Origin of the sequence: uncultured Ligilactobacillus sp., assembly GCF_948826705.1 — a bacterium.
In the GTDB taxonomy this organism is placed as follows: Bacteria; Bacillota; Bacilli; order Lactobacillales; family Lactobacillaceae; genus Ligilactobacillus.
Map to the genome: position 1 here is coordinate 19,454 of NZ_CAQLEL010000072.1, position 21,452 is coordinate 40,905.

The window sequence follows — 21,452 nt, forward strand, 5'->3', positions numbered from 1 at the left end:
CCCAGAACTTGATTTTTCCTGATTATAGCACTAAAAAAGTACGAATACGCAAACTTTTGCCTACGCATTCGTACTTTGACAACTATTTATTAAGTTTTCCTTTAGCTACTGCTTGATGATAAAAGATCCAAGCGATCACTCCAAAAAAGACTGGTCCAATGATCGTCCAAAAGGCGGTATCATACTCGTGTTGTAAAATAGGTTCAACACAAGTAAAAATTATCCCACCTGCAAGGACTAGCAAAACAATGATCGTTACGATCCATGTCCATTTACGACTCTTGAAAAATTCAAATGGCCGCTTAATATCCGTTCTTTGTTTAAAAAACGGAAACGCACCAACTAAAAAGAGATACGGACAACTCGTTGAGACATTAGCCATATCCGTCAAGATCGTATAGAACTTTTGGGCAGCCGAGCCCCCAAAAGCTACTAAAAAGATGAAGATACAAACGATCGTTGCTTGAAGCCACATTGAAAAGGCTGGCATGCCTGCTTTGTTTAAGCTTGTCATTTTTTTAGGCCAAAGCTTAGGATCAGAACCTAAAATAAATGACTTGATCGGTGAATAGACTAAGATAAAAAAGGCTCCGACATAACCGATAAACATCCCCAAACCAGCAAAGCGCGTCATCAAGACTCCAAGAAACTGGCTCGCTTGTGCTGATAAGCCTAACGCTTGTCCTAAAACAACACCTAGATTATTCATCAAAACATATGTAATATTTCCCAGGTTAGCTTCATTATTTCCAATGACTTCTTGCCAATTAGTACTGATCCCCCACATAAAGATCATCAATGAATAACTAAGAGCGATCAATAAAGTCGAGATCAAAACCGCCCGTGGAAAAGTCTTTTCTGGTTTTTCAATATCATCCATGACGCCCCCTAGCGATTCCATTCCAGCATATGCAAAGATCGCATAGACCACAAAGGATAACAAAGCGACCAGCGTACTGAAATCTGGATTAGGTGAAGTCGTAAAACTGCTCCAGCCTGTGATCGGTTGTTTTAAAGTACCATGATCAGCGATCCAGATCACAACACTAGCCACACAAAAGATCACATTCAAAGCGATCGTGAAGATCCCACCGATCGAACCGACCTTAACAACAAAATCTATCCCACGAGTACTAAAGAATGTGACTCCCAAGATCCAAATGATCGCTAATACCCCGATCGTCTGTGTTGCGCCTAAGCCTAAAAAATTCCAACTCTGTGTAGTATCTTTGCCAAAAATCAAAGCTGATAATGGGATCCAGACCTTATTTGACGTCGAGACTAACCAAATGACCCACGAGGCTAACCAGATAAACGTCCCGATAAAAGCGATCCTTTCTCCGACTGAACCTGCTAGCCAAGAATAGATCCCACCCTTTGCTTCTTTAAAAGCAGCACCATACTCGGCTAACATCAAAGCACTGGGAAGAAAGAAAAAGATCGCCGCTAAGATATACCACATGATACTACCATATCCCATCTGTTCATAAGCGACGGTCGAATTCGCAAATCCAAAGATCGTTGAAAAGATCATCATTATCAAACCAAAAAGTTTGATTTTCTTTTTATTCACATTAAACCCTTCTTCTTATACATAATTATTAATATTTATTCATTATACACTTTTTAGTAACGATATAAAAGTGTATATCAAAATATTTTTAACGATTATCTATGCAAAAAGAGTTATGATCTGGTATATTAGTGCAACAAAATAATTCTATTTATAAGTATTGACAAAGCTACGCGACAGGCATAAACTGTAATAGTTGAGTTTTTATTGGGCATTCGCCAAATCGGTAAGGCAGTGGACTCTGAATCCATAATTTACAGGTTCGAACCCTGTATGCCCAACTACTAAAAAAGATCACTCGAATTTTGCTAAATTTGAGTGATCTTTTTGTATACTCTAAACAATACCCACCTGAACTTTCTTTAGCTTGCCTTTTTTCCACAAAAAAAGCTTGGGATCTCACCCAAGCTCTCCGTCTTATATCCTCCTACCCACGCTTGACCGTATGCTTATTACGGTCTTTTTCCTTAACATAACGGTGGGCATGCTTTTTCAAGTACTGTAATAATTTAGCCTCGTTGGCAAATTCACGTGGATGTTGTTGGCCGTGCAACCGTAAAGTGATCTTATTGATCTTGTCACGTCCTGTCCAGGTATAGCTATGTTCAACGATAAAACGATTTAAAAACTTACCGTCTTTTTTGCCAAACTTCAGTACATATACTCTCTCAGGCACCATCAACGGATTAACGTGCTCTTTTTCATACTCGACACCGTGTGCACGTAGAAAATTTTTCGTTTTTCTAAGCATGTTTCTCCTCCTAACTTGATAGTAATCCTTTTACTTACTCCACCTATTATAGCACCTTTGACCTTATTTTTTGATAACAATTTGTTAACATTAACAAATTTAAAAGAATTATTCAATAACTTTATAAAAAAAGCTGCTGGCTAAACCAACAGCTCTGATCTATCACCCGTACGGGGATCGAACCCGTAACTCCGCCTTGAGAGGGCGACGTCTTAACCAATTTGACCAACGGGCAATGACTACTCTTATTAGTATACTCTCTTTTTTAATAACGTCAACTATTTATTCAAATTTTTTAACGCAAAAAAGCAATAACCTAAAAAAAGCAGCCCCGTCCAAATAACACAGAGGACAAAAACTAGATCTAACCATGCAAAAGCCAGGTAAAATCTAGTAGCAAATACTAATAATGTGATAACACACCAAATAACTAGTTTACGTTTGAGATATGCATCCTCATTTGCCATTGAATGTCACTTGCAATTCTGGGATCGCATTTAACTCACGGTCATAGTATCGGACCTCGATCTGCTTCCCATTTTCATCAGCCGAAGTCTTAATTAATGCAAATGTTCCACCGATCGCAGTGTATTTTCCACGTGGATAGCTGATACTCCCTGGATTCAAAAGTAATTTACCATTAACTACTTCGACTCCTAATTGATGAGTATGCCCAAAGAAAGCCATATTGGCACCTAATTCATCCATTTTAGCTTGCAAGCCACCCAAACCAAAACCCACACCGAGTAAATGTCCGTGAACTAACAAGATCTTGTCTTGTCCGCGATCAAAAAATTGTTCATCTGGTAGATCTAGATCATAGTCACAGTTACCACGAACGACTTTAAAATGTTTGAAAACTTCATCTGTTGCTGGCAACTCTGAATCACCACAATGTAACATCAGATCAACTTTACCTGCATAAGCTGTAAGCAATTTTTGCAAGATCGCCTTATCACCATGACTATCACTAACAACTAGATATTTCATTTTATCGCACCTCATTTAGCCATGCATCAAAACGCTCCATCAAAGCTTTGACTGCTCGCCCACGATGACTGATACTATTTTTTTCTTCCATTGACAATTGAGCAAATGAGCGCTCAAATGGTGGATAATAGAACAGTGGATCATAACCAAACCCACCTTGTCCGCGTTGTTCTTCTAAGATCACACCGTTGACTTCACCTTCAACCGTCAACTGTTCACCTGCTGGACTAGCAACGACGATCGCACAATGAAAATGAGCTGTTCGTTTATCAGAAGCGACCCCAGCTAATTCAGTCAACAATTTTTGTTTATTGGCTTCGTCATCATGATCGCCGGCATAACGCGCCGAATATATCCCTGGAGCTCCATCTAAATGATCGACCATAAGACCCGAGTCATCCGCTAAAGCGATCACTTGATACTTTTTAGCCAAGGCTGTTGCTTTGATGGCCGCATTCTGCGCAAACGTTTCACCATCTTCAACGATCTTTATCGGATCATTTAGATCATTTAACGTCACAACTTCAAAGCCTTTTGGTTCAAATAGTTTACGATACTCTTTAGCCTTACCTTCATTTTTAGTTGCAATTAAAATCTTATCCATGAACATCACCTCACTACAATTATGCACTAAATCACATCTTGATTTCAAACTAACTACTATCCACCGAGTTTAAAAATCATTAATAACACGGTATAATTAGAGTAATAACTATTATTAAGGATGTGTCTTTTTTAATGCAAGATAATTTTTATGAACTGGCAAGTTCGCAAAATCAACTCGGCGCGACTTTGATCCGCGATGCCTTGATCCCTGATATTCTGGGTAAGGATAACGATATACTCTATTGGGCTGGCAGACGTTTAGCCCGTCTCTTTCCTTTAGCTAAAGATGAAGAGTTACCGATCTTCTTTGAACAGGCAAATTGGGGGCAATTAAAGCGCGTTAAGGCCAAAAAAGAACAACAATATTTTGAATTGACCGGTCAGATCATTGAGACTCGGCAAAAATTGAACTCAGCTTGTGAATTTTTGATCGAGGCGGGCTTTTTGGCAGAAACGATCCAAAATCAACTCGGTTTCGTCACCGAAGCGATCATTGATAAAAAGACACATGATACTGTAACGATCTTAGTCCAAGTCGACACTAAAGACCCCCTTGATCTTGACTTCATCGAAGAACAAAAACCCCTTAACATCTTGACTGAACCAAAAGTAAAATAAGCAGGCTGTGACATAGGTCTAATAAATAACGCGGGAGCTACCACGATGCAAAAACATCGTGGTAGCTCCCGCGTTATTTATTAAAGATATTGTTCTAATTTTGCTTTGAGTGCGCCTTTATCATGGTAACCGATCAAAGTATCAACTACTTGACCATCTTTTTGGATCAATAAAGTCGGGATACTCATCACGCCATATTTAGCAGCTGTAGCTTGGTTCTTATCAACATCGACTTTACCGATCTTCACTTGACCTGCCATCTCTTCAGCAAGTTTTTCAACCACAGGTGCTTGCATCCGACAAGGGCCACACCATGTTGCCCAAAAATCAGTTAAAGTTACACCATTTGCAGTTTCTTGTGCAAAATCTTCATCTGTCCATTCTTTTACCATAAGCAGTTTTTTCACCCTTCATTTCGTATTTATTCAGTAAGAATATATCATATCTAACCAAAAAAGCAACTTATTTGTTTTAACGGAAATAAACGACCGTAGCCCCATTACCACCATTATTCGGAGCTGCAAAATTAAAGCTTTTGACAGCACGATTAGATCGCAGATACTGCGTGATCCCCTGGCGTAAGGCACCGGTCCCTTTACCATGCACGATCGTCACTGATGGATATCCTGCTAAGATCGCTGCATCAATATAGCGATCCACCTCAGTCATTGCTTCTTCATAACGTTTACCCCGAAGATCAAGTTGGGGTGAAACATGGCTCGTTGAGGCTGAGCGCAAGACGGTCCCAGCACGTTTGACTTTCTTTGGTTCAACATTGACCTTTTCCAAATCAGCTTCATCGATCTTCATCTTCAAGATCCCTAACTGCACTTCCCAAACATGCTCTCCGACTTTTTGCACCAAGACCCCGCGTTGACCATAAGAGGTCACCATCACATCATCATTTGGCTTGAAAGCCTGTTTGCGTTTAGCACGTTTCAAGACTTTATTTTTCTTCAAAGCCCGTTTTTGCTCAAGCGCATTTAATTGAGCTTTGGCATCGATCAGTTCATTTTCCTTGATCTCAGCAGCTGCATTTTGTTTTAAGGCTCGTAATTCACTGATGATCTCATCAGCTTTTTGTTTGGCTTGTTCGACGATCTCATTTGCCTTTTGCTTAGCTTGATCTTGCATTTGCTCACGCTCATTGACAAAACGCTCATAGGCCATTGCCAAATCGTGGTGCAATTTTTGAGCTTCATCAAGGTTTGCCTGCAAACTGATCGCTTCTTCTTCTGCTTGCCGCCGTTTTGCGACCAGATCAGCGATCATATTATTGAGATCTTGGCTATCTTTAGCAACTAAATTCCGTGCAGCTGTAACGATCGTTTGGGATAGCCCCAAGCGCTCAGAAATATTGAAAGCATTACTTTGCCCCGGGATCCCGATAAGTAATCGATATGTCGGCCGTAATGTTTCTTCGTTGAACTCCATCGAAGCGTTGATCGTTTGAGTCCGTTCAAAGCCATATGTCTTGAGCTCTGGATAGTGTGTCGTTGCCAAAACATAAGCACCACTGGCACCGATAGCGTCTAAGATCGCGATCGCAAGCGCAGCCCCTTCTTGTGGGTCAGTTCCAGCCCCCAACTCATCGAATAAAACAAGGGAGTCTTGATCGACTTGGTCTAAAATATTGACGATATTTGTCATATGGGAGGAAAATGTACTCAAACTTTGCTCGATCGATTGTTCATCCCCAATATCCGCAAATATATCCTTAAAGACTCCGATCCGACTATTTTCAAAAGCCGGGATAAATAGTCCTGATTGTCCCATCATTTGAACTAACCCTAAAGTCTTTAACGTGATCGTCTTACCACCTGTATTAGGTCCGGTGATCACCATTGCTTGATAATCTTTTCCTAGGATAATATCATTTTTGACCGCTTTATCCATCTCTAAAAGCGGATGCCAAACTTGACGCAAGTAAATATCTTTTTGTTCTGACAATAAAGGTTGCGTCGCTTTTAGCTCTTTAGCGTATTTTGCTTTAGCATTGATAAAATCAAATTCACCTAAGATCTTAGCATCGCGTGCTAACTCAGCTGTATAAGGCATCGTTTCTTTAGATAATTCGCGTAAGATCCGCAAGATCTCTTCTTTTTCAGCGACCTGCTCTTGCTTTAAGCGATTATTTAGCTCCACGATCTCACGTGGTTCGATAAAGTAGGTCTGTCCCGAAGAACTTTGGTCGTGAACGATCCCACCAAATTTCCCCTTATGCTCGGCTCGCACAGGGATAACATAGCGATCATTTCTGATCGTCACATTGGCCCCACTCAGATATTTGGCATTATTACCACGGGTCAATGCCACTAAACGGTTCCTGATCGTGGCTTCAGTCGTTGAGATCTGACGACGTAATGAGCGCAAAAGACTGGAGGCGTCATCGGTCACATAGCCATCAGCTTCTAACGATACTTGCAGGCGCTTAGTTAATTGCGGTAAAGTTTCGAGTTGTTCTTCAAGTTCATACAGATAATTCAAATCAACTTTTTCATCTGCTAGAGCCATAAAAAAGCGATGCACTTCGTTAGCTGAGCGCAATACTTGACTGATCTCAGCTAATTCTTTACCATTTAACGTTGCTCCGATCTCCAAACGCTTGAGATGATCGGTGATCAACGTTAACTGTGGGACTGGTACCCCACCTTTTAAGCGCAAAATATCTGCGCCATCTTTTGTTTGTAAGAGCTTCACCTGAATCTCAGCAAGATCAGTACTAGGGCTTAAGCGCTTGACTTGACGCTTACCCATTTCAGTTGTCGCATGATAGAACAACTTTTGTTTGATCTTGTCGTATTCGAGGATCGCTAAACTTTTACGATTCATTTTCATCCCCCTGTGGTTCAAGTAACCAGTTATCTAATACTTGTTGTGAGATGACTGGTGTCTTTTTTAGCATAAACTGTGCTACGCTAGATTCGCTGATAAATGGTTTTGGTTGTACACCAGGCCAAGTATCCACTAGTAGCAACAAAAAGAAGATCACACCATACATCATTGCCAACGAAAAAAGCCCACCTAATAGACGGTCAGCTTGGGAAATGATCGGTATCTTCTTAGCTGTTTGGCGTACTGCATTTGTAATGAGCCGTAGTCCTAAGCCACCGATGATCGCGATCAGCCAAAAAGCCAGCATCTGGTAGAAGATCCGATTCACTTCTGTCGTTGCAAATATACTACTTAACTTTTGTCCCAAACTAGGTGCAAAGTAAAGCCCCAGACCTGCGACTACTACAAAGCCAACTAGCTTGATAAAGATCGCTACTAGACCTTTGCGTGTTCCATGTCGAAAAGCTGCTACTAGTACGATCAAAATACCTATTGTTAAAATCATTTTTTCTCTATTCTTTTGGTTCTGTTTGCTTTAATTTCAGCAATTCTTCTTGTTTATATAACTGATCTGAAACTGCATTGATCGCTAATAGGATCGCTGCTTTTTCATTACTTAATGACGGCATCAATTCTTTGATCTCCGCCAATTGTTCTTCTACGATCTTGACAACAGCTGCCATATGATCTGGTTCAGCCTTACCAATGATCGTATAAACTTCATTTGCAATCTTAACTTTAAAACGTCGCTTATTTTCAGGCATTCTCAAAAAAGCCCCCTAATCAAAAATTAACATACTATATTTTAGCATAATATCTAAGTGTGGAGAAATGCGGGTCACACCGTACGGATAGCCTAGGCTAGATAATGATGCGTTTCTTGCATCATTTTTTAGCCGTAGCTATACGTTAGATGTGGCATTTCGCAACACGTCAATATCTATGTGTGGAGAAATGCGAGTCACGCTACACATCACTTACAGAAAAAGGCCCTCAATATCCAAAAGATATCCAGGGCCTGTAAGCGAAAAGAATTATTGGAGATTTTTGTCATTCAAGAAAGTATCTAAGACACCTTCGACCATATCCCACTCTTCATCACTTTCGATATCGTAGAGTTCAGCATTCTTAGCTTGACCATCTTCGTCAGGGTCAAAGGAGAAGGCTAAAACATCAACTTGTTCTTCAGGTTCTGAACCGGCTGGGATCAACAAGATATAAGCCTTGCCGTAATCTTCTGATTCAAATGTGAATAAAATTTCGTATAAAGTTTCGTTGCCATCTGCGTCAACTAATGTGATCATCTTTTCTTCTTGTTCACTCATTATCAATACCTGCTCTTTCCTATAATTCTGAGAGTAACTTGCCTTTGCTATCAAGATAGTTTTGCAAGATCAAGCCCGCAGCTAGTTTATCGATCACTTGCTTGCGCTTCTTGCGTGAAGTATCAGCTTGTTCAACTAGCATACGTTCTGCTTCGACCGTTGTCAATCGTTCATCACAAAAATCAACGGGTAAAGCAAATCTTTCTTCTAAAAGTTTACCATAATTTTTAGAAGCTTCTGCTCGAGGTCCTAAAGTATTATTCATATTCTTAGGTAATCCGAGAACAAAACCCTTAACATCATATTTTAAGACTAATTCAGCGATCCGTTCGATCCCAAACTGTTCTTCATCTTCATTGATCCTAACGATCTCAACACCTTGAGCTGTCCAGCCCAATTCGTCACTAACTGCTACTCCGACGGTTCTTGAACCTACGTCTAGCCCCATCAATCGCGCCATTAATTTTCTTCCTCCTTGTTGAGATATGAACGAACCAACTCTTCGATTATCTCATCACGTTCATGTCTTCTGATCAGGTTGCGCGCATCGTTTAAACGCGGAATATAGGCTGGATCACCTGATAATAGATAGCCCACTATTTGGTTGATCGGGTTATAGCCTTTTTCTTCCAAAGCCGCATAAACAGTCTCTAGCGTCTCACGCACATCCTTTTTATCGCCGTCATCAAAGTTAAAATACATTGTTTTATCCAACGAACTCATCTCAAAACACCTCCGTGATCTTGTCTACTAGTTCTATTCTACTAAACAAATGCTTATGCTACAATGAATATCTCTCAATTTGTATATTACAAAAAGATTATATTTGTAAACTAAACGTCATGCTAACGAATAAAAGACCTTAGAAATCACCTTCTAAGATCTTTTAGTGCTAAATTATTTATCAGCTAACCAAGTCTTGGCTTTAGCTAAAGCTTCACCGATACCAGCTGGGTCCTTACCACCGGCTTGGGCTAAGTTAGGGCGACCCCCACCGCCACCACCAACAAGTGGAGCGATGTCTTTGATCAAGTCCCCTGCTTTGATACCTGCTTTGATACCTGCATCAGAAACACCCACGATCAAGTTGACCTTATCCTTAGCTGGTGCTGTCGCTAAGACTAACACTTCGGATAGATCTTTTTCTTTCCATTGATCGGCTAATTGGCGCAATTGATCCATCCCAGAGACATTGACTTTAGCCGCGATCAAAGTATGACCATTGACTTTAGCAACATCTTTAAAGATATCTTGTGCCTGTTGACTCGCAAACTTAGCCTCAAGTGCTTGTTTTTGTTGTTCTAATTCTTTGATCTGTGCTTGTAAAGCTTCGACCTTACGTGGCACTTCCTTTAATTGAACGACTTTCATTTCAGCAGCTGTTTCTTGCAATAAATTATTGCGTTGTTCTAAGAATTCAAAAGCTTCCTTAGAGGTTACAGCTTCGATCCGCCGAACCCCAGCACCGACACCAGATTCAGAAACGATCTTGAAAAGACCAAGTTCGTTAGTGTTATCAACGTGATTACCACCACAGAATTCCATGGAGTAGTCACCGGCTTTAACAACACGTACGGTATCACCATATTTATCACCAAACAATGCGATCGCACCCATCTTTTGAGCTGATTCAAGGTCAGTGACCACTGTTTTGACTGGTAAATTAGCCCAGATCTTAGCATTAACGATATCTTCAACTTGTTGCAATTGCTCAGCTGTGACTGCTCCAAGATTCGTAAAGTCAAAGCGCAAGTAAGTTGGTTCCACTAATGAACCAGCTTGATGTGTGTGTTCGCCTAAAACATCACGCAAAGCTTGGTCTAACAAGTGCGTTGCCGTATGGTTCTTTTTGACTTTATTATGGAATTCACGGTTTACTTCTAAGCGGTAAGTCATGCCCTTAGCCAATTTTTGGCGTAATTTCAAGGTATGCATGTTTTGGCCATTTGGTGCATGTTGCACGTCCACCACTTCAGCGACCACATTGCCATCTTCATCTTTGACTAGACCTTTATCGGCTACTTGGCCCCCCATTTCGGCATAAAATGGTGTCTTATCAAAGATAACTTGTACCGTCGTATCAGCTTGTGCTTCATTTACCAAAGCATCATCTAAAATGATATCTTCGACGGTCCCTAAAGCATTTAATTGACTATAACCGACATATTCACTTGGGGTCGTGATATCAGTCAATAAACCATTTTGAACACCCATGGATTTAGCCCCAGAACGAGCATTGCGCGCACGTTCACGTTGTTTTTCCATTTCAGTATCAAAACCTGCTTTGTCCACACCCAAACCATTATCACTTGCATATTCAAGCGTCAATTCATATGGAAAACCATAAGTATCGTAAAGTTTGAAGACGCCCGCTCCAGAAAGTTCAGTTTGACCAGCAGCTTTAGTTTGGTCGATCAAGTCATCCAATAAAGCGACCCCGTCTTTTAGGGTCTCATTGAAACGATCTTCTTCCATGCGAATGACTTTTTGAATGTAGTCAGCTTGTTCTAAGATCTCTGGATAGGCTGCTTCCATGATCTGACCTACGATCGGCACTAATTTATACAAGAATGCTTGGTCGATCCCAAGCTTTTGACCATGCATAACAGCCCGCCGGATCAGACGTCGGATAACATAACCACGCCCTTCATTTGAAGGTAAAGCACCGTCGCCGATCGCAAAAGTCACAGCCCGCGCATGATCTGCGATGACCTTAAATGAGATATCTTTTTCAGGGTCTTGACCATAATGATACTTACCACTTAACTTTTCAGTTTCCTTGATAAGTGGCATGAAAAGATCGGTCTCAAAGTTTGTCTTAGCGTTTTGGAAAACAGAAACGACACGTTCTAAGCCCATGCCCGTATCAATGTTTTTATGTGGTAGTTCTGCGTAAGTTCCGTCTGGCTTGTGGTTGAATTGGGAGAACACGATATTCCAGATCTCAAGGTAACGTTCATTTTCGCCCCCTGGATAGTTTTGTGGGTCATCTTCAGCCACATTGTTCATCGCTTGACCACGATCATAGAAGATCTCAGAGTCAGGACCAGATGGACCTTCCCCGATATCCCAGAAGTTATCTTCATCTTCATAGATATGATCTTCTTTGACACCAGCTTCAAGCCAGATCTTCTTAGCATCAGTATCTTTTGGATAAACCGTGATGTAAAGTTTTTCGGGATCTAAAGCGAACCAATCTTTACTCGTCAATAATTCCCAGGCCCAATTGATCGCTTCTTTTTTGAAGTAATCACCGATCGAGAAGTTACCTAACATTTCAAATAACGTATGGTGGCGCGCAGTCCGACCAACATTTTCGATATCGTTAGTTCTGATCGATTTTTGGGAACTCGTCATGCGATGGTTCTTAGGTACAACAGAACCATCAAAATATTTTTTCATCGTAGCGACCCCAGAGTTGATCCAAAGTAACGTTGGGTCATCTTGAGGAACTAAAGGTGCACTTTTCATGATGTCGTGACCTTTTTGTGCAAAGAAATCTAAATACATTTGCCGAATTTGGGCGCTTGATAATTCTTTCATCTTTGATCCTTTCTGGGCTGAAGGCAAAAAAACACCGCTGCTAGCAAGGACGCCTTAGCGCGGTACCACCTTGCTTGCAACGATGTTAGTCGTGACCTCTCAGCTGCTCAAATACGTGAGCACGTTATTTTCATGTAATAATATTAGTTTCAGGGAGCACCGATCAGTTTTTGCAAGTCCTTTCACCCACCGGACCCTCGCTTTAGCAAAATAGCTGACTGACATATCCTGAGTCAATGCAAAGTATAGGCAAAAATCACCCTTTTGTCAAGCTTATGAACGTTGATTTTTACGTTCTTGCCGACGCGCGATCTTGCGTTTTTGTTGTGCATCACGTTTTAACGCACGCTTGATCTTATTCTTATAGCCTGGTTTGCGCTTCTTCTTAGCCTTTTTGACCATCCCGATCATCTTAGGATCAAGACTTTCTTGTCTAGTCCGACGTTTTTGGCGCCGATTGCGGTCATAAGAGTCCACGATCTCACCATTTTTGAGCGCTTTAGGGACAAAAGTAACACCCATTTTTTCTAATTCTTCGATCTGAGCTTCCTCGCTTGGGACATACAATGTGATCGCTATGCCCTTAAGGTTGTTACGCCCAGTCCGACCGACGCGGTGTACGAAAAATTCAAGGTCTTCTGGTAGATCGTCATTGATCACATGCGAGACCCCCTCGATATCGATCCCACGGGCTGCCAGATCAGTCGCAACCACATATTGATATTCGAGATTTTGGATCTCACGCATCAAACGTTTGCGTTCCCGTGGCTGGATACCACCATGGATCTTAGCTACTTTTAGACCTTGATGACGCAAATAAGTCGTCAATTCGTCAGCCCGTTCTTTGGTGTTAGCAAAAACTAACGCCAAATATGGCTCACCCATCGTCAACAATTGATAGATCAATTGCTTTTTATCGCGTCCCTTAGTCGAAAGTAACCAATTATCGATCGTAGGACTGATAACTGTTTTATTTTCCACCACTTCAACCACGGGATCATTCATATATTTTTGTAAGAATGGTTTTAATTTTTGGGGGATCGTTGCTGAAAAGACCAACATTTGGAGATCTTTTGGCAAAGCTGACGCGATCGCATCGGTCTCTTTTAAGAAACCTAAGTCTAATGTCATATCAGCTTCATCAACAACTAAATAATGCGCATTATGCACATCTAAGGCATTTGAACGCATCAGATCCAAGATCCGCCCTGGAGTCCCGATCACGATCTGTGGTTGATGATGCTTTAATTTTTCGATCTGCCGTAATTTATCAGTCCCACCGACATAGTTTTGGACTAAGATCTCAGTTTCAGAATGCTTAGCTAATTGCTTAGCTGCACCATAGATCTGATAGGCCAATTCCCGACTTGGGGTCGTAATAACAGCTTGTACTTCATGGACAGCTGGATCGATCGCATTAAAGATCGGAAGCAAGAAAGTATGGGTCTTACCACTCCCTGTTTGCGATTGTCCGACAACACTTTTGCCCTTTTTGATCACAGGGATCAAGCGCTGTTGCACTTCAGTCGGTGTTTGAAAACCGATCTCAGTTAACGCTTCATTTAAGAAGGGTTTTAAGTTAAAATCTTTAAATGTCTTATTCATAATATCCTCAATTTCTATTTTTCTGCAGTTGCAGCGATCTTATCTAACTTAGCAAGATAAGTTGGGAGCTCATCTAAGCTTTTTAAGATCGCGCCGCTAGCTAGGGGATGTCCGCCACCTTCATATTCCTTAGCCAGTTCATTGATCACAGGCCCCTTAGAGCGGATCCGTAAACGATAGGTCTCGTCTTTTTGCTGCACGATCACGGTCCAACAAACGACAGAAGAGATCTTACCCACCAATGGTACGATTGGAGCTGTTCCAGCATCCTCTAATGTGAATTGTGCCAGCGTCTCATTATCTAAGACCACATAAGCTGCATTATGCTCTGTGTACTTGATATTTTCTAAAACATAAGCTGATAAACGTGCAACTTCTGGCGTCACTTCGTCTAAAGTCCGATTTACTTGACTAGCATCAAAATCATATTCCATCAACTTAGCCGCTGCCCTCATAGTAGCTGGTGTCGTTGCATTATACATGAAACGTCCCGTATCGCCAACGATCCCGGCATACAATAAGCGCGCCGCTTTTGCATTTAGCTTTAATTTACCATCTAATTCTTCCACCAAATGCGTGATGATCTCAGAACAGCTGGAAGCTGAACTATCGACCCAACAAATATCACCATAAGGATCATCGTTTGGATGGTGGTCGATCTTGATCAAAAACTTACCTTTAGTATAGCGGTCATCATCGACACGCGGTTGATTAGCCGTATCAGTGACGATCACTAAGGCATCTTGATAGCATTCATCGCTGATCTCTTGGGGCGTATCGAGCCAACTTAGACCTTTGACATTTTTACCGACTTGATAGACAGTCTTGGTCGGAAATGTCTCGCGAATAATTTCAGCCAACCCGCATTGTGAGCCATAGGCATCTGGATCGGGACGCTGGTGACGATGGATAATGATCGTATCATACTGTTTGATCTGTGCTAAGATTTCTTCTTCAACCTTCATTTTTCGTTTCCTTATCTTTTTTGTAGTTAAATACCTATAACAATGTAGTATACCACGTTATTTCCCTATTGTTCAAACAATGGTAGACTCAAGTTTTCAAATTCCAGTGGAGCTAATCCCGTCATCGTCAGGCCTAACAGGCGCAATTCTAACTCAACCGGGGCTACTTCTTCAAATAACTGCATGGCATAATAGACGATGGTCGCCACGTCATTTAAGAAATAGTCTTGCTTAGTCAAGCGCTTCGTGACCGTTTCAAATGAAGCCGTCCGCAATTTCAAAACCAAGGTCTTACCATGCTTTTGCTTTTTATTTAATTCCTTCACCAAGCGTGTAGCTAGTTGCATAAATTCATCGTTGACTTGAGACTCACTCACTAACGGGCGAATAAACGTCCGCTCCGTTCCGATCGATTTGCGTTCCCGAACTTCGACAAGACGTTCATCGATCCCCCGCACACGTTGGTATAGGATCGTGCCGATCTTACCAAAATGTTCATTTAGATACCGCTCTGATTTGGCATAGAGATCTTCACCAGTCTTGATCCCTAAAGCATGCATCTTAGGTGCCGTCTTTTTACCCACTCCCCGAAATTTTTCGATCGGTAGTGGGAATAAGAAGGCTTTAACTTCCTCTGGTCTGACCACGGTCGTTCCCACCGGTTTGCAAAAATCTGAAGCTAATTTAGCTAAAAATTTATTGTATGAAACACCGATCGAACACGTCAGCTGCGTTTCATCATAGATCCTTTGCTGTAAACGATGCGCCGTTAAGACCGCTGAGCTAAGCCCTTGTTTATCAGCCGTAATATCTAAGTAAGCCTCATCAAAAGCGACTGGTTCAACTAGATCGGAAAACTCAGCAAAGATCGCATGGATCTGTTGCGATACTTTACGATATTTTTCAAAATCAGGGGGCACAAAAACCGCTTTAGGGCAAAGTTTTACAGCCTGTTGTGCATTCATCGCTGAATGGATCCCAAAAGCACGTGCTTGATAATTGGCCGTTGCCACGACTCCATGCCCCCCTGTTTTACGCGGGTCACGGGCGATCACAACTGGCTTATCACGTAACTTGGGCTCATCGCGCATTTCGATCGAAGCATAAAAACAATCCATATCCACATGGATGATATCACGTTGTTTCATCAGTTTCCTCACATCACAAATAGGACCCTAGCCAAAACATCCTAGGGCCCCAAATATTTAATCATTCAACTTGCTTAAAAGATCCAATGGTGACCTGCTTTAGCCAATAATTCATCTGATGCTTGTGGTCCCATCGTCCCGCATGCATAATTTGGGAAATAGTCGACTGGCAGGTCTTCTTGATCCCAAGCATTTCTGATCGCATCAACGAATCTCCAAGAATATTCCAATTCATCCCAATGCGTAAAGTTCACTGAATTACCTTGTAACGCATTTAAGATCAAGCGTTCATAAGCTTCAGGAACTTTAGCAACTTGTTCTTTGGTCAAGCGATAGCCGATATTAGTTTGACGTGTTGCAAATTCTTGGCCGATCTTTTTGGTGTTCAAAGTAAAGTCGATCCCAGTATCAGGTTCAACATTGATCGTCAAAGTATTGTCCGCCAAATCTTGTCCGCCAAATAAGGAATCATCGTCTTTTTTGAAGACGACATCGATCCGAGTAGCTTTCGTAGCTAATCTCTTACCTGTCCGGATATAGATCGGCACACCTGCCATATCACAGTTATCCACTTCAAGTTTCCCCGCTACAAAAGTCTCAGTCATCGAATCTGGGGCGATCATACTTTCTTCACGATAAGCCACCATATCTTTGCCCTCGCCATATTGACCACGAACAAAATTTTGTGCGACTTCTTCAGGCGAATAGATCTTCAAAGATTCAAAAGTTTCAACTTTTCGCTTCCGAACATCTTTAGAACAGTAAGAATCTGGCTGATCCATTACGAGTAACGCAACGATCTGTAAAATATGATTTTGGACCATATCCCGCAAAGCGCCGGCTGTATCATAATAGCCCCCACGTTCTTCGATACCCAATGATTCACTGAGCGTAACTTGGATATTACTGATCATCTTGTTATTCCAAATCGCATTTAAAATGCTGTTGCCAAAGCGAAGTGCCATAATATTTTGGATCATTTCCTTACCTAGATAGTGGTCGATCCTAAAGGTCGCTTCTTCTGGGAAATATTTACTGATCTCATCGTTTAATTCTTTAGCACTAGCATAGTCATGTCCAAATGGTTTTTCGATGATCACACGATTATAACCTACTGTTTTAGTTAAACCTTGTGATTTTAAATGTTCACAGATCGTTCCAAAGAAACTAGGTGACATCGCTAAATAATACAAGCGGTTGCCTTCTAAGCCGTAGTCTTGGTCTAACTTATCAGCCAAAACACGTAAAGTCTCGTAATGATCAACATCATTGACATTATGTGATTGATAGTAGAAATGGCTAGCAAATTCATCGATCTGGGTTTGGGAGTTGACCATCCCATCGATCGATGATCTAACTACATCACGGTAATAGCCGTTTGACCAAGGACGTCTTGCTGTACCGATAACTGCAAAGTGTTTTTTTAAATAACCACGCTTATACAGATCAAACAAGGCAGGATACAATTTACGTTGCGCAAGATCGCCAGTCCCACCAAAAATAACAAACAATGCTTTTTGTTCCTTCTTAGCCAAGTTAAGCACCACTTTCATGATTAATTATAGTTATGTTTATTTTACTAATTTAGCTAACATTTAACAAGTGATTCAGTGCGGAATGTTGCGAAAAGATAGTAGTATCTTACTGATCTTTTGCACAAAAAAACGCCCCGAATCACTCGTGAGCGTATTACTGTGTTTTCATTAGATCAAGTGGACACCTTTGTCTACATAAATGACATCGCCAACTACACCAGTCGCCAAGTCACTCATCAAAAAGGCACAGGTCCCACCGACTTCTCTGATCGTCACAGCTTCTTGATCGACCGTCCGTTGCTTAGAGATCTCTAAGAGATCAGAGTGCCCCTTGATCCCTGTCACAGCTAACGTTTTGATCGCACCAGCTGAGATCGCGTTTACGCGGATCCCAAATTTACCCAGATCACGTGCTAAATAACGCACGCTGGATTCTAAGGCTGCTTTGGCGATCCCCATCGTATTATAGCTCGGGATCGCCCGAGTCGAACCCATATAGGTCAAAGTTACCAAACTAGCTGGATCATTTAAAAGCTCTAACTCCATCGCCACCTTACTAACAGCGATCAAAGAATAAGCAGAAACATCAAGTGCAGTTTGAAACCCTGCACGGGTCGCATTCGTAACTTCCCCTTCGAGTTCTTCTTTTGGAGCATAAGCGATCGCATGAACGATCCCATCGATCTTACCATACCGTGCTTTGATCTCACTAAAAGCTTGGACGATACTGTTGTCATCTGCAACGTCGCACTCAAGTAAGGAAGCTTCATCGCCCGTCAACTTGAGTAAACCTTTTTTTAAGCACTCATTTTGATAAGTATAGATCAAATCAGCGCCTTGCTCTTGCATTATTTGGGCACAACCCCAAGCAATCGAGCGTCGATTAGCGACACCCATTACCAAAATCGTTTTATTTGCTAATAAATCTCCCATGATAATAATTTCCTTACTTTAAAATTTCCGAAAACGCTCATACCGCTCGGCTAACAATTCGGTTGGATCTTTTTTGGTCAAAAGTTCCAGATCGCGTTTTAACACAGCCTTGATCGCTTCTAGCGTCGACAAATGGTCTTTTTCATCTTCTGCGATCACACCTTCGATCGCACCGTGCTCTAAAAGTGCATTTGGGGTCAGCTGCATCACTTTAGCTGCCTCATCTGCTCGCTGACTATCCTTCCACAAAATAGACGCGAACCCTTCAGGTGATAAAACAGAGTACATGCTGTCTTCTAACATATAAACTCGATCACCACAGGCCATGGCAAGGGCGCCTCCACTACCACCCTCACCAAAGATAAACGTGATCATCGGTACTTTTAATTGTCCCAGTTCCAACAAACAGCGCGCGATCGCTTCACCTTGACCCTGCTCTTCAGCACTCCGCCCAGGATAAGCACCGGCTGTATTGACAAATGTTACTAATGGTCTCCCAAATTTTTGGGCCTGTTTGGCTAACCGTAATAATTTTCGATAGCCCGCTGGTTCAGGTGAACCAAAATGCTTAGCTACCCGTTGTTTAGGTGTTTTCCCCTTATCAGTAGCTACCACCGTGATCGGTCGGCCACAAAAACGGGCTAAACCACCTACGATCGCAGGATCATCTGCTCCTTGACGATCACCATGTAATTCAAAAAAATCATCAAATAAATGCTCAATAAGTTCAAAAGTGGTGATCTTAGCTTGTGATCTAGCTGCAGCTACTATTTGAGCTGGCGTCTTAGTATTTGCCATTAGCTTCACCTTCCTTTTGATGGAATCTCAATAACTGTGCCAAAGTTTGTTTTTGATCTTGCCGCTTAACGATCGCATCGATAAAACCGTTTTTCAACGCTGTTTCTGCACTTTGCAGCTCGGCTGGGATCTTTTGATGCATCGTCTGTTCGATCACCCGCTTACCGGCAAAACCTACTAAAGCATGGGGCTCAGCCAAGATCAGATCGCCTTGCATCCCAAAACTAGCTGTAACTCCACCAGTTGTCGGATCGGTCAAGACTGAGATATACAATAGACCGGCCTCTGAGTGCTTAGCGACCGCATTTGAGACTTTAGCCATCTGCATCAATGCATGGATACCTTCTTGCATCCGCGCTCCCCCCGACGCCGTAAAGACGACAACTGGTAGTTTTTCTTTAGTGGCACGCTCAAATAAACGCGTCAATTTTTCGCCCGTGACCTTGCCTAATGATCCCATGATGAAATATGGATCCATGATTCCTAAGGCAAACTTTTGATCTTTTATCTGAGCTAGACCCGTCAAAACAGAATCATTTAGCTCTGTGCTCTTTTGCGCTTTAGCCAATTTTTCAGCATACTCAGGAAATTCCAACGGATCATCAGTCACTAAGTCTTCATCCCAGGAAATAAACTCATCGACCAACCACGATAGCCGCTTTTTAGCTTTTATTCTAAAACCATAAAAACATTGGGGGCATTCTTGCAACGGCCCTAGATCTTGATGAAAGATCTCATGACCACATTTAGGACAAGCGACCCACAAGCCAGCCGGAACTTTTTTTTCAGCGGCTTTATTGGCTTTTACTTGTTTATTTTGGACTGTATTGGCCTCATCAAACAGTTTCATCGGCATTTCCTCGTTTCCACTTTGGTAATAAAACACGTTCCAAGTAATCAGTGTTAAACGTTCCATCCAAGAAACCTTGGTCTTCTAAAATAGTTAAATAGAAATTCTGGTTAGTCTTGATACCAGAGATCACCATCTCACTTAATAAACGTTTTAGCTTTTCGATCGCTTCATGACGATTTTCACCCAAGACGATGACTTTAGCGATCATCGAATCATAATACGGTGAGATCTTGGCTCCAGCATATAAATCTGAATCGATCCGCATCCCTAAGTTTCCCACGGGAAAGTACAAGTAGTCGACCTTGCCAACAGAAGGTGTAAAATTTTTTGCGGGATCTTCAGCATTGATCCGACATTCGATCGCTGTTCCCAATAATTTGATATCAGCTTGTTCAAATGGTAGGTCTTGACCAAAAGCGACTTTGACTTGGGCCTTGACCAGATCAACACCTGTCACCATTTCTGTGACAGTATGTTCCACTTGGATCCGAGTATTCATTTCCATAAAATAAAATTTATGATCTTGATCCATCAAAAATTCGATCGTCCCAGTATTACGGTAATCGATCGCTTCAGCTGCTTTGACGGCCAATTCACCTAAGTATTTGCGCTCAGCTTCGGTGATCAAAGCACAGGGACTTTCTTCGATCATCTTTTGTTTATTTCTTTGCAATGAACAATCTCGTTCTGGGAAATAGACCGTATTTCCGGCATCATCTCGAAAGATCTGGACTTCGATATGCTTAACATTTTCCATGATCTTTTCCAAATACATCCGAGCATCACCAAATGCCATCTGCGCTTCACGTTTTGCTTCATTAAAGGAGTTAGCGAGTTCTTTTTCTGTATCAACACGCCGAATCCCTTTACCACCACCACCAGCTGCCGCCTTTAGTAAGATCGGATAACCGACCTCTTTAGCGACCCGCTTAGCCTCAGCAACATCTTCTAAAAAGCCAGTGCTGCCTGGGATCACCGGAATATCATGTTTTTGCATCTGGATCCTAGCATTAGCCTTATTTCCCATTAATTCGATCGTCTCAAAGCGTGGACCGATAAAAACTAAGCCACAAGCTTCACACAGTTCTACAAAGCGACTGTTTTCCGATAAGAAGCCAAACCCGGGATGGATCGCTTCAGCACCCGTCAAAACAGCAGCTGCCAAGATATTTTTCATATTCAAATATGAATCTTTTGGTTTAGCAGATCCAACACAGACCGCTTGATCTGCCAGTTGGACGTGCAAACTTTCACGATCTTCAGTCGAGTAGATCGCAACTGATTTGATACCAAGCTCTTTTAAAGAGCGAATAATGCGGACCGCGATCTCACCACGGTTAGCCACCAATACTTTAGAAAACATGTAACTACCTC

At 41.8% G+C, this 21,452-nt stretch carries 21 protein-coding genes and 2 tRNA genes; 2 read left to right on the plus strand and 21 right to left on the minus strand.

Annotation, left to right across the window (positions count from 1 at the left end; translation table 11 throughout):
• Window positions 1-82: 82 nt before the first annotated feature.
• Window positions 83-1,573, minus strand: coding sequence for a glutamate/gamma-aminobutyrate family transporter YjeM (yjeM, locus tag Q9Q35_RS04415; protein ID WP_304652310.1), 1,491 nt, complete (start codon window positions 1,571-1,573; stop codon window positions 83-85).
• A gap of 208 nt (window positions 1,574-1,781) precedes the next feature.
• On the opposite strand from yjeM, the gene Q9Q35_RS04420 reads away from it, so the two are divergent.
• Window positions 1,782-1,854 (plus strand) — tRNA-Gln (locus tag Q9Q35_RS04420).
• Between the two features lie 146 nt (window positions 1,855-2,000).
• Here Q9Q35_RS04420 and Q9Q35_RS04425 read toward each other — a convergent pair.
• The 4 genes from Q9Q35_RS04425 to Q9Q35_RS04440 form a co-directional block, all read right to left on the minus strand.
• Window positions 2,001-2,324, minus strand: coding sequence for a hypothetical protein (locus Q9Q35_RS04425; RefSeq protein WP_076149310.1), 324 nt, complete (start codon window positions 2,322-2,324; stop codon window positions 2,001-2,003).
• Window positions 2,325-2,486: 162 nt separating this feature from the next.
• Window positions 2,487-2,559 (minus strand) — tRNA-Glu (locus Q9Q35_RS04430).
• 221 nt (window positions 2,560-2,780) lie between these two features.
• Window positions 2,781-3,314, minus strand: a complete 534-nt coding sequence (locus Q9Q35_RS04435; RefSeq protein ID WP_304652311.1) for a metallophosphoesterase — start codon at window positions 3,312-3,314, stop codon at window positions 2,781-2,783.
• Between the two features lies 1 nt (window position 3,315).
• Window positions 3,316-3,918, minus strand: coding sequence for an XTP/dITP diphosphatase (locus Q9Q35_RS04440; RefSeq protein WP_304652312.1), 603 nt, complete (start codon window positions 3,916-3,918; stop codon window positions 3,316-3,318).
• A gap of 134 nt (window positions 3,919-4,052) precedes the next feature.
• Here Q9Q35_RS04440 and Q9Q35_RS04445 point away from each other — a divergent pair, with 134 nt between their 5' ends.
• Window positions 4,053-4,538: a YslB family protein gene (locus tag Q9Q35_RS04445; protein ID WP_304652313.1), complete on the plus strand. Its 486-nt coding sequence runs from the start codon at window positions 4,053-4,055 to the stop codon at window positions 4,536-4,538.
• A gap of 80 nt (window positions 4,539-4,618) precedes the next feature.
• On the opposite strand, the gene trxA is transcribed toward Q9Q35_RS04445, so the two are convergent.
• From trxA to accC, 16 genes are all read right to left on the minus strand, one after another.
• Complete coding sequence (gene trxA, locus Q9Q35_RS04450; protein WP_010688614.1) at window positions 4,619-4,930, minus strand: thioredoxin; 312 nt, start codon at window positions 4,928-4,930, stop codon at window positions 4,619-4,621.
• Between the two features lie 79 nt (window positions 4,931-5,009).
• Entirely contained in the window at window positions 5,010-7,370 is a 2,361-nt protein-coding gene (locus Q9Q35_RS04455; protein WP_304652314.1) for an endonuclease MutS2, read from the minus strand.
• Window positions 7,360-7,878 (minus strand): CvpA family protein, encoded by a 519-nt coding sequence (locus tag Q9Q35_RS04460; RefSeq protein ID WP_304652315.1) that lies wholly within the window; start codon window positions 7,876-7,878, stop codon window positions 7,360-7,362. The genes Q9Q35_RS04455 and Q9Q35_RS04460 overlap by 11 nt, the downstream gene beginning before the upstream one ends.
• Window positions 7,879-7,885: 7 nt before the next feature.
• Window positions 7,886-8,137: a cell division protein ZapA gene (gene zapA / locus Q9Q35_RS04465; protein ID WP_304652316.1), complete on the minus strand. Its 252-nt coding sequence runs from the start codon at window positions 8,135-8,137 to the stop codon at window positions 7,886-7,888.
• A gap of 270 nt (window positions 8,138-8,407) precedes the next feature.
• A complete protein-coding gene (locus Q9Q35_RS04470; protein ID WP_304652317.1) occupies window positions 8,408-8,698 on the minus strand; it encodes a DUF1292 domain-containing protein in 291 nt (96 codons plus the stop codon).
• 19 nt (window positions 8,699-8,717) lie between these two features.
• A complete protein-coding gene (gene ruvX / locus Q9Q35_RS04475) occupies window positions 8,718-9,158 on the minus strand; it encodes a Holliday junction resolvase RuvX (RefSeq protein WP_304652318.1) in 441 nt (146 codons plus the stop codon).
• Window positions 9,158-9,421 carry an IreB family regulatory phosphoprotein gene (locus Q9Q35_RS04480; protein ID WP_010688607.1) on the minus strand — a complete coding sequence of 88 codons (264 nt, stop codon included), beginning with the start codon at window positions 9,419-9,421 and terminating at the stop codon, window positions 9,158-9,160. Before Q9Q35_RS04480 ends, ruvX begins: the two co-directional genes overlap by 1 nt.
• Window positions 9,422-9,595: 174 nt before the next feature.
• On the minus strand, window positions 9,596-12,241 hold the full coding sequence (gene alaS / locus Q9Q35_RS04485; protein ID WP_304652319.1) for an alanine--tRNA ligase: 2,646 nt from the start codon (window positions 12,239-12,241) through the stop codon (window positions 9,596-9,598).
• Window positions 12,242-12,514: 273 nt separating this feature from the next.
• The gene (locus Q9Q35_RS04490) at window positions 12,515-13,846 is read right to left on the minus strand and encodes a DEAD/DEAH box helicase (RefSeq protein ID WP_304652320.1); all 1,332 of its coding nucleotides are present in this window, start codon (window positions 13,844-13,846) and stop codon (window positions 12,515-12,517) included.
• 14 nt (window positions 13,847-13,860) lie between these two features.
• Window positions 13,861-14,811, minus strand: coding sequence for a bifunctional oligoribonuclease/PAP phosphatase NrnA (locus Q9Q35_RS04495; protein ID WP_304652321.1), 951 nt, complete (start codon window positions 14,809-14,811; stop codon window positions 13,861-13,863).
• Window positions 14,812-14,876: 65 nt separating this feature from the next.
• Window positions 14,877-15,959: a DNA polymerase IV gene (gene dinB, locus Q9Q35_RS04500; RefSeq protein WP_304652322.1), complete on the minus strand. Its 1,083-nt coding sequence runs from the start codon at window positions 15,957-15,959 to the stop codon at window positions 14,877-14,879.
• A 74-nt stretch (window positions 15,960-16,033) separates the two neighbouring features.
• Window positions 16,034-17,512 (minus strand): glucose-6-phosphate dehydrogenase, encoded by a 1,479-nt coding sequence (zwf, locus tag Q9Q35_RS04505; protein WP_304652323.1) that lies wholly within the window; start codon window positions 17,510-17,512, stop codon window positions 16,034-16,036.
• 150 nt (window positions 17,513-17,662) lie between these two features.
• Window positions 17,663-18,427 (minus strand): enoyl-ACP reductase FabI, encoded by a 765-nt coding sequence (gene fabI / locus Q9Q35_RS04510; protein ID WP_304652324.1) that lies wholly within the window; start codon window positions 18,425-18,427, stop codon window positions 17,663-17,665.
• Between the two features lie 18 nt (window positions 18,428-18,445).
• Window positions 18,446-19,225, minus strand: coding sequence for a carboxyltransferase subunit alpha (accA, locus tag Q9Q35_RS04515; RefSeq protein ID WP_304652325.1), 780 nt, complete (start codon window positions 19,223-19,225; stop codon window positions 18,446-18,448).
• Window positions 19,212-20,075 carry an acetyl-CoA carboxylase, carboxyltransferase subunit beta gene (gene accD, locus Q9Q35_RS04520; protein ID WP_304652326.1) on the minus strand — a complete coding sequence of 288 codons (864 nt, stop codon included), beginning with the start codon at window positions 20,073-20,075 and terminating at the stop codon, window positions 19,212-19,214. Before accD ends, accA begins: the two co-directional genes overlap by 14 nt.
• Entirely contained in the window at window positions 20,062-21,441 is a 1,380-nt protein-coding gene (gene accC / locus Q9Q35_RS04525; RefSeq protein ID WP_304652327.1) for an acetyl-CoA carboxylase biotin carboxylase subunit, read from the minus strand. Before accC ends, accD begins: the two co-directional genes overlap by 14 nt.
• Window positions 21,442-21,452: the final 11 nt, after the last annotated feature.

What these genes read in the sequence shown, in the direction of transcription:
- Q9Q35_RS04425 (WP_076149310.1), bottom strand. Translation starts at nt 2,324, where the DNA reads ATGCTTAGAAAAACGAAAAATTTTCTACGTGCACACGGTGTCGAGTAT.
- Q9Q35_RS04435 (WP_304652311.1), bottom strand. Translation starts at nt 3,314, where the DNA reads ATGAAATATCTAGTTGTTAGTGATAGTCATGGTGATAAGGCGATCTTG.
- Q9Q35_RS04440 (WP_304652312.1), bottom strand. Translation starts at nt 3,918, where the DNA reads ATGGATAAGATTTTAATTGCAACTAAAAATGAAGGTAAGGCTAAAGAG.
- Q9Q35_RS04445 (WP_304652313.1), top strand. Translation starts at nt 4,053, where the DNA reads ATGCAAGATAATTTTTATGAACTGGCAAGTTCGCAAAATCAACTCGGC.
- trxA (WP_010688614.1), bottom strand. Translation starts at nt 4,930, where the DNA reads ATGGTAAAAGAATGGACAGATGAAGATTTTGCACAAGAAACTGCAAAT.
- Q9Q35_RS04455 (WP_304652314.1), bottom strand. Translation starts at nt 7,370, where the DNA reads ATGAATCGTAAAAGTTTAGCGATCCTCGAATACGACAAGATCAAACAA.
- Q9Q35_RS04460 (WP_304652315.1), bottom strand. Translation starts at nt 7,878, where the DNA reads ATGATTTTAACAATAGGTATTTTGATCGTACTAGTAGCAGCTTTTCGA.
- zapA (WP_304652316.1), bottom strand. Translation starts at nt 8,137, where the DNA reads ATGCCTGAAAATAAGCGACGTTTTAAAGTTAAGATTGCAAATGAAGTT.
- Q9Q35_RS04470 (WP_304652317.1), bottom strand. Translation starts at nt 8,698, where the DNA reads ATGAGTGAACAAGAAGAAAAGATGATCACATTAGTTGACGCAGATGGC.
- ruvX (WP_304652318.1), bottom strand. Translation starts at nt 9,158, where the DNA reads ATGGCGCGATTGATGGGGCTAGACGTAGGTTCAAGAACCGTCGGAGTA.
- Q9Q35_RS04480 (WP_010688607.1), bottom strand. Translation starts at nt 9,421, where the DNA reads ATGAGTTCGTTGGATAAAACAATGTATTTTAACTTTGATGACGGCGAT.
- alaS (WP_304652319.1), bottom strand. Translation starts at nt 12,241, where the DNA reads ATGAAAGAATTATCAAGCGCCCAAATTCGGCAAATGTATTTAGATTTC.
- Q9Q35_RS04490 (WP_304652320.1), bottom strand. Translation starts at nt 13,846, where the DNA reads ATGAATAAGACATTTAAAGATTTTAACTTAAAACCCTTCTTAAATGAA.
- Q9Q35_RS04495 (WP_304652321.1), bottom strand. Translation starts at nt 14,811, where the DNA reads ATGAAGGTTGAAGAAGAAATCTTAGCACAGATCAAACAGTATGATACG.
- dinB (WP_304652322.1), bottom strand. Translation starts at nt 15,959, where the DNA reads ATGAAACAACGTGATATCATCCATGTGGATATGGATTGTTTTTATGCT.
- zwf (WP_304652323.1), bottom strand. Translation starts at nt 17,512, where the DNA reads ATGAAAGTGGTGCTTAACTTGGCTAAGAAGGAACAAAAAGCATTGTTT.
- fabI (WP_304652324.1), bottom strand. Translation starts at nt 18,427, where the DNA reads ATGGGAGATTTATTAGCAAATAAAACGATTTTGGTAATGGGTGTCGCT.
- accA (WP_304652325.1), bottom strand. Translation starts at nt 19,225, where the DNA reads ATGGCAAATACTAAGACGCCAGCTCAAATAGTAGCTGCAGCTAGATCA.
- accD (WP_304652326.1), bottom strand. Translation starts at nt 20,075, where the DNA reads ATGAAACTGTTTGATGAGGCCAATACAGTCCAAAATAAACAAGTAAAA.
- accC (WP_304652327.1), bottom strand. Translation starts at nt 21,441, where the DNA reads ATGTTTTCTAAAGTATTGGTGGCTAACCGTGGTGAGATCGCGGTCCGC.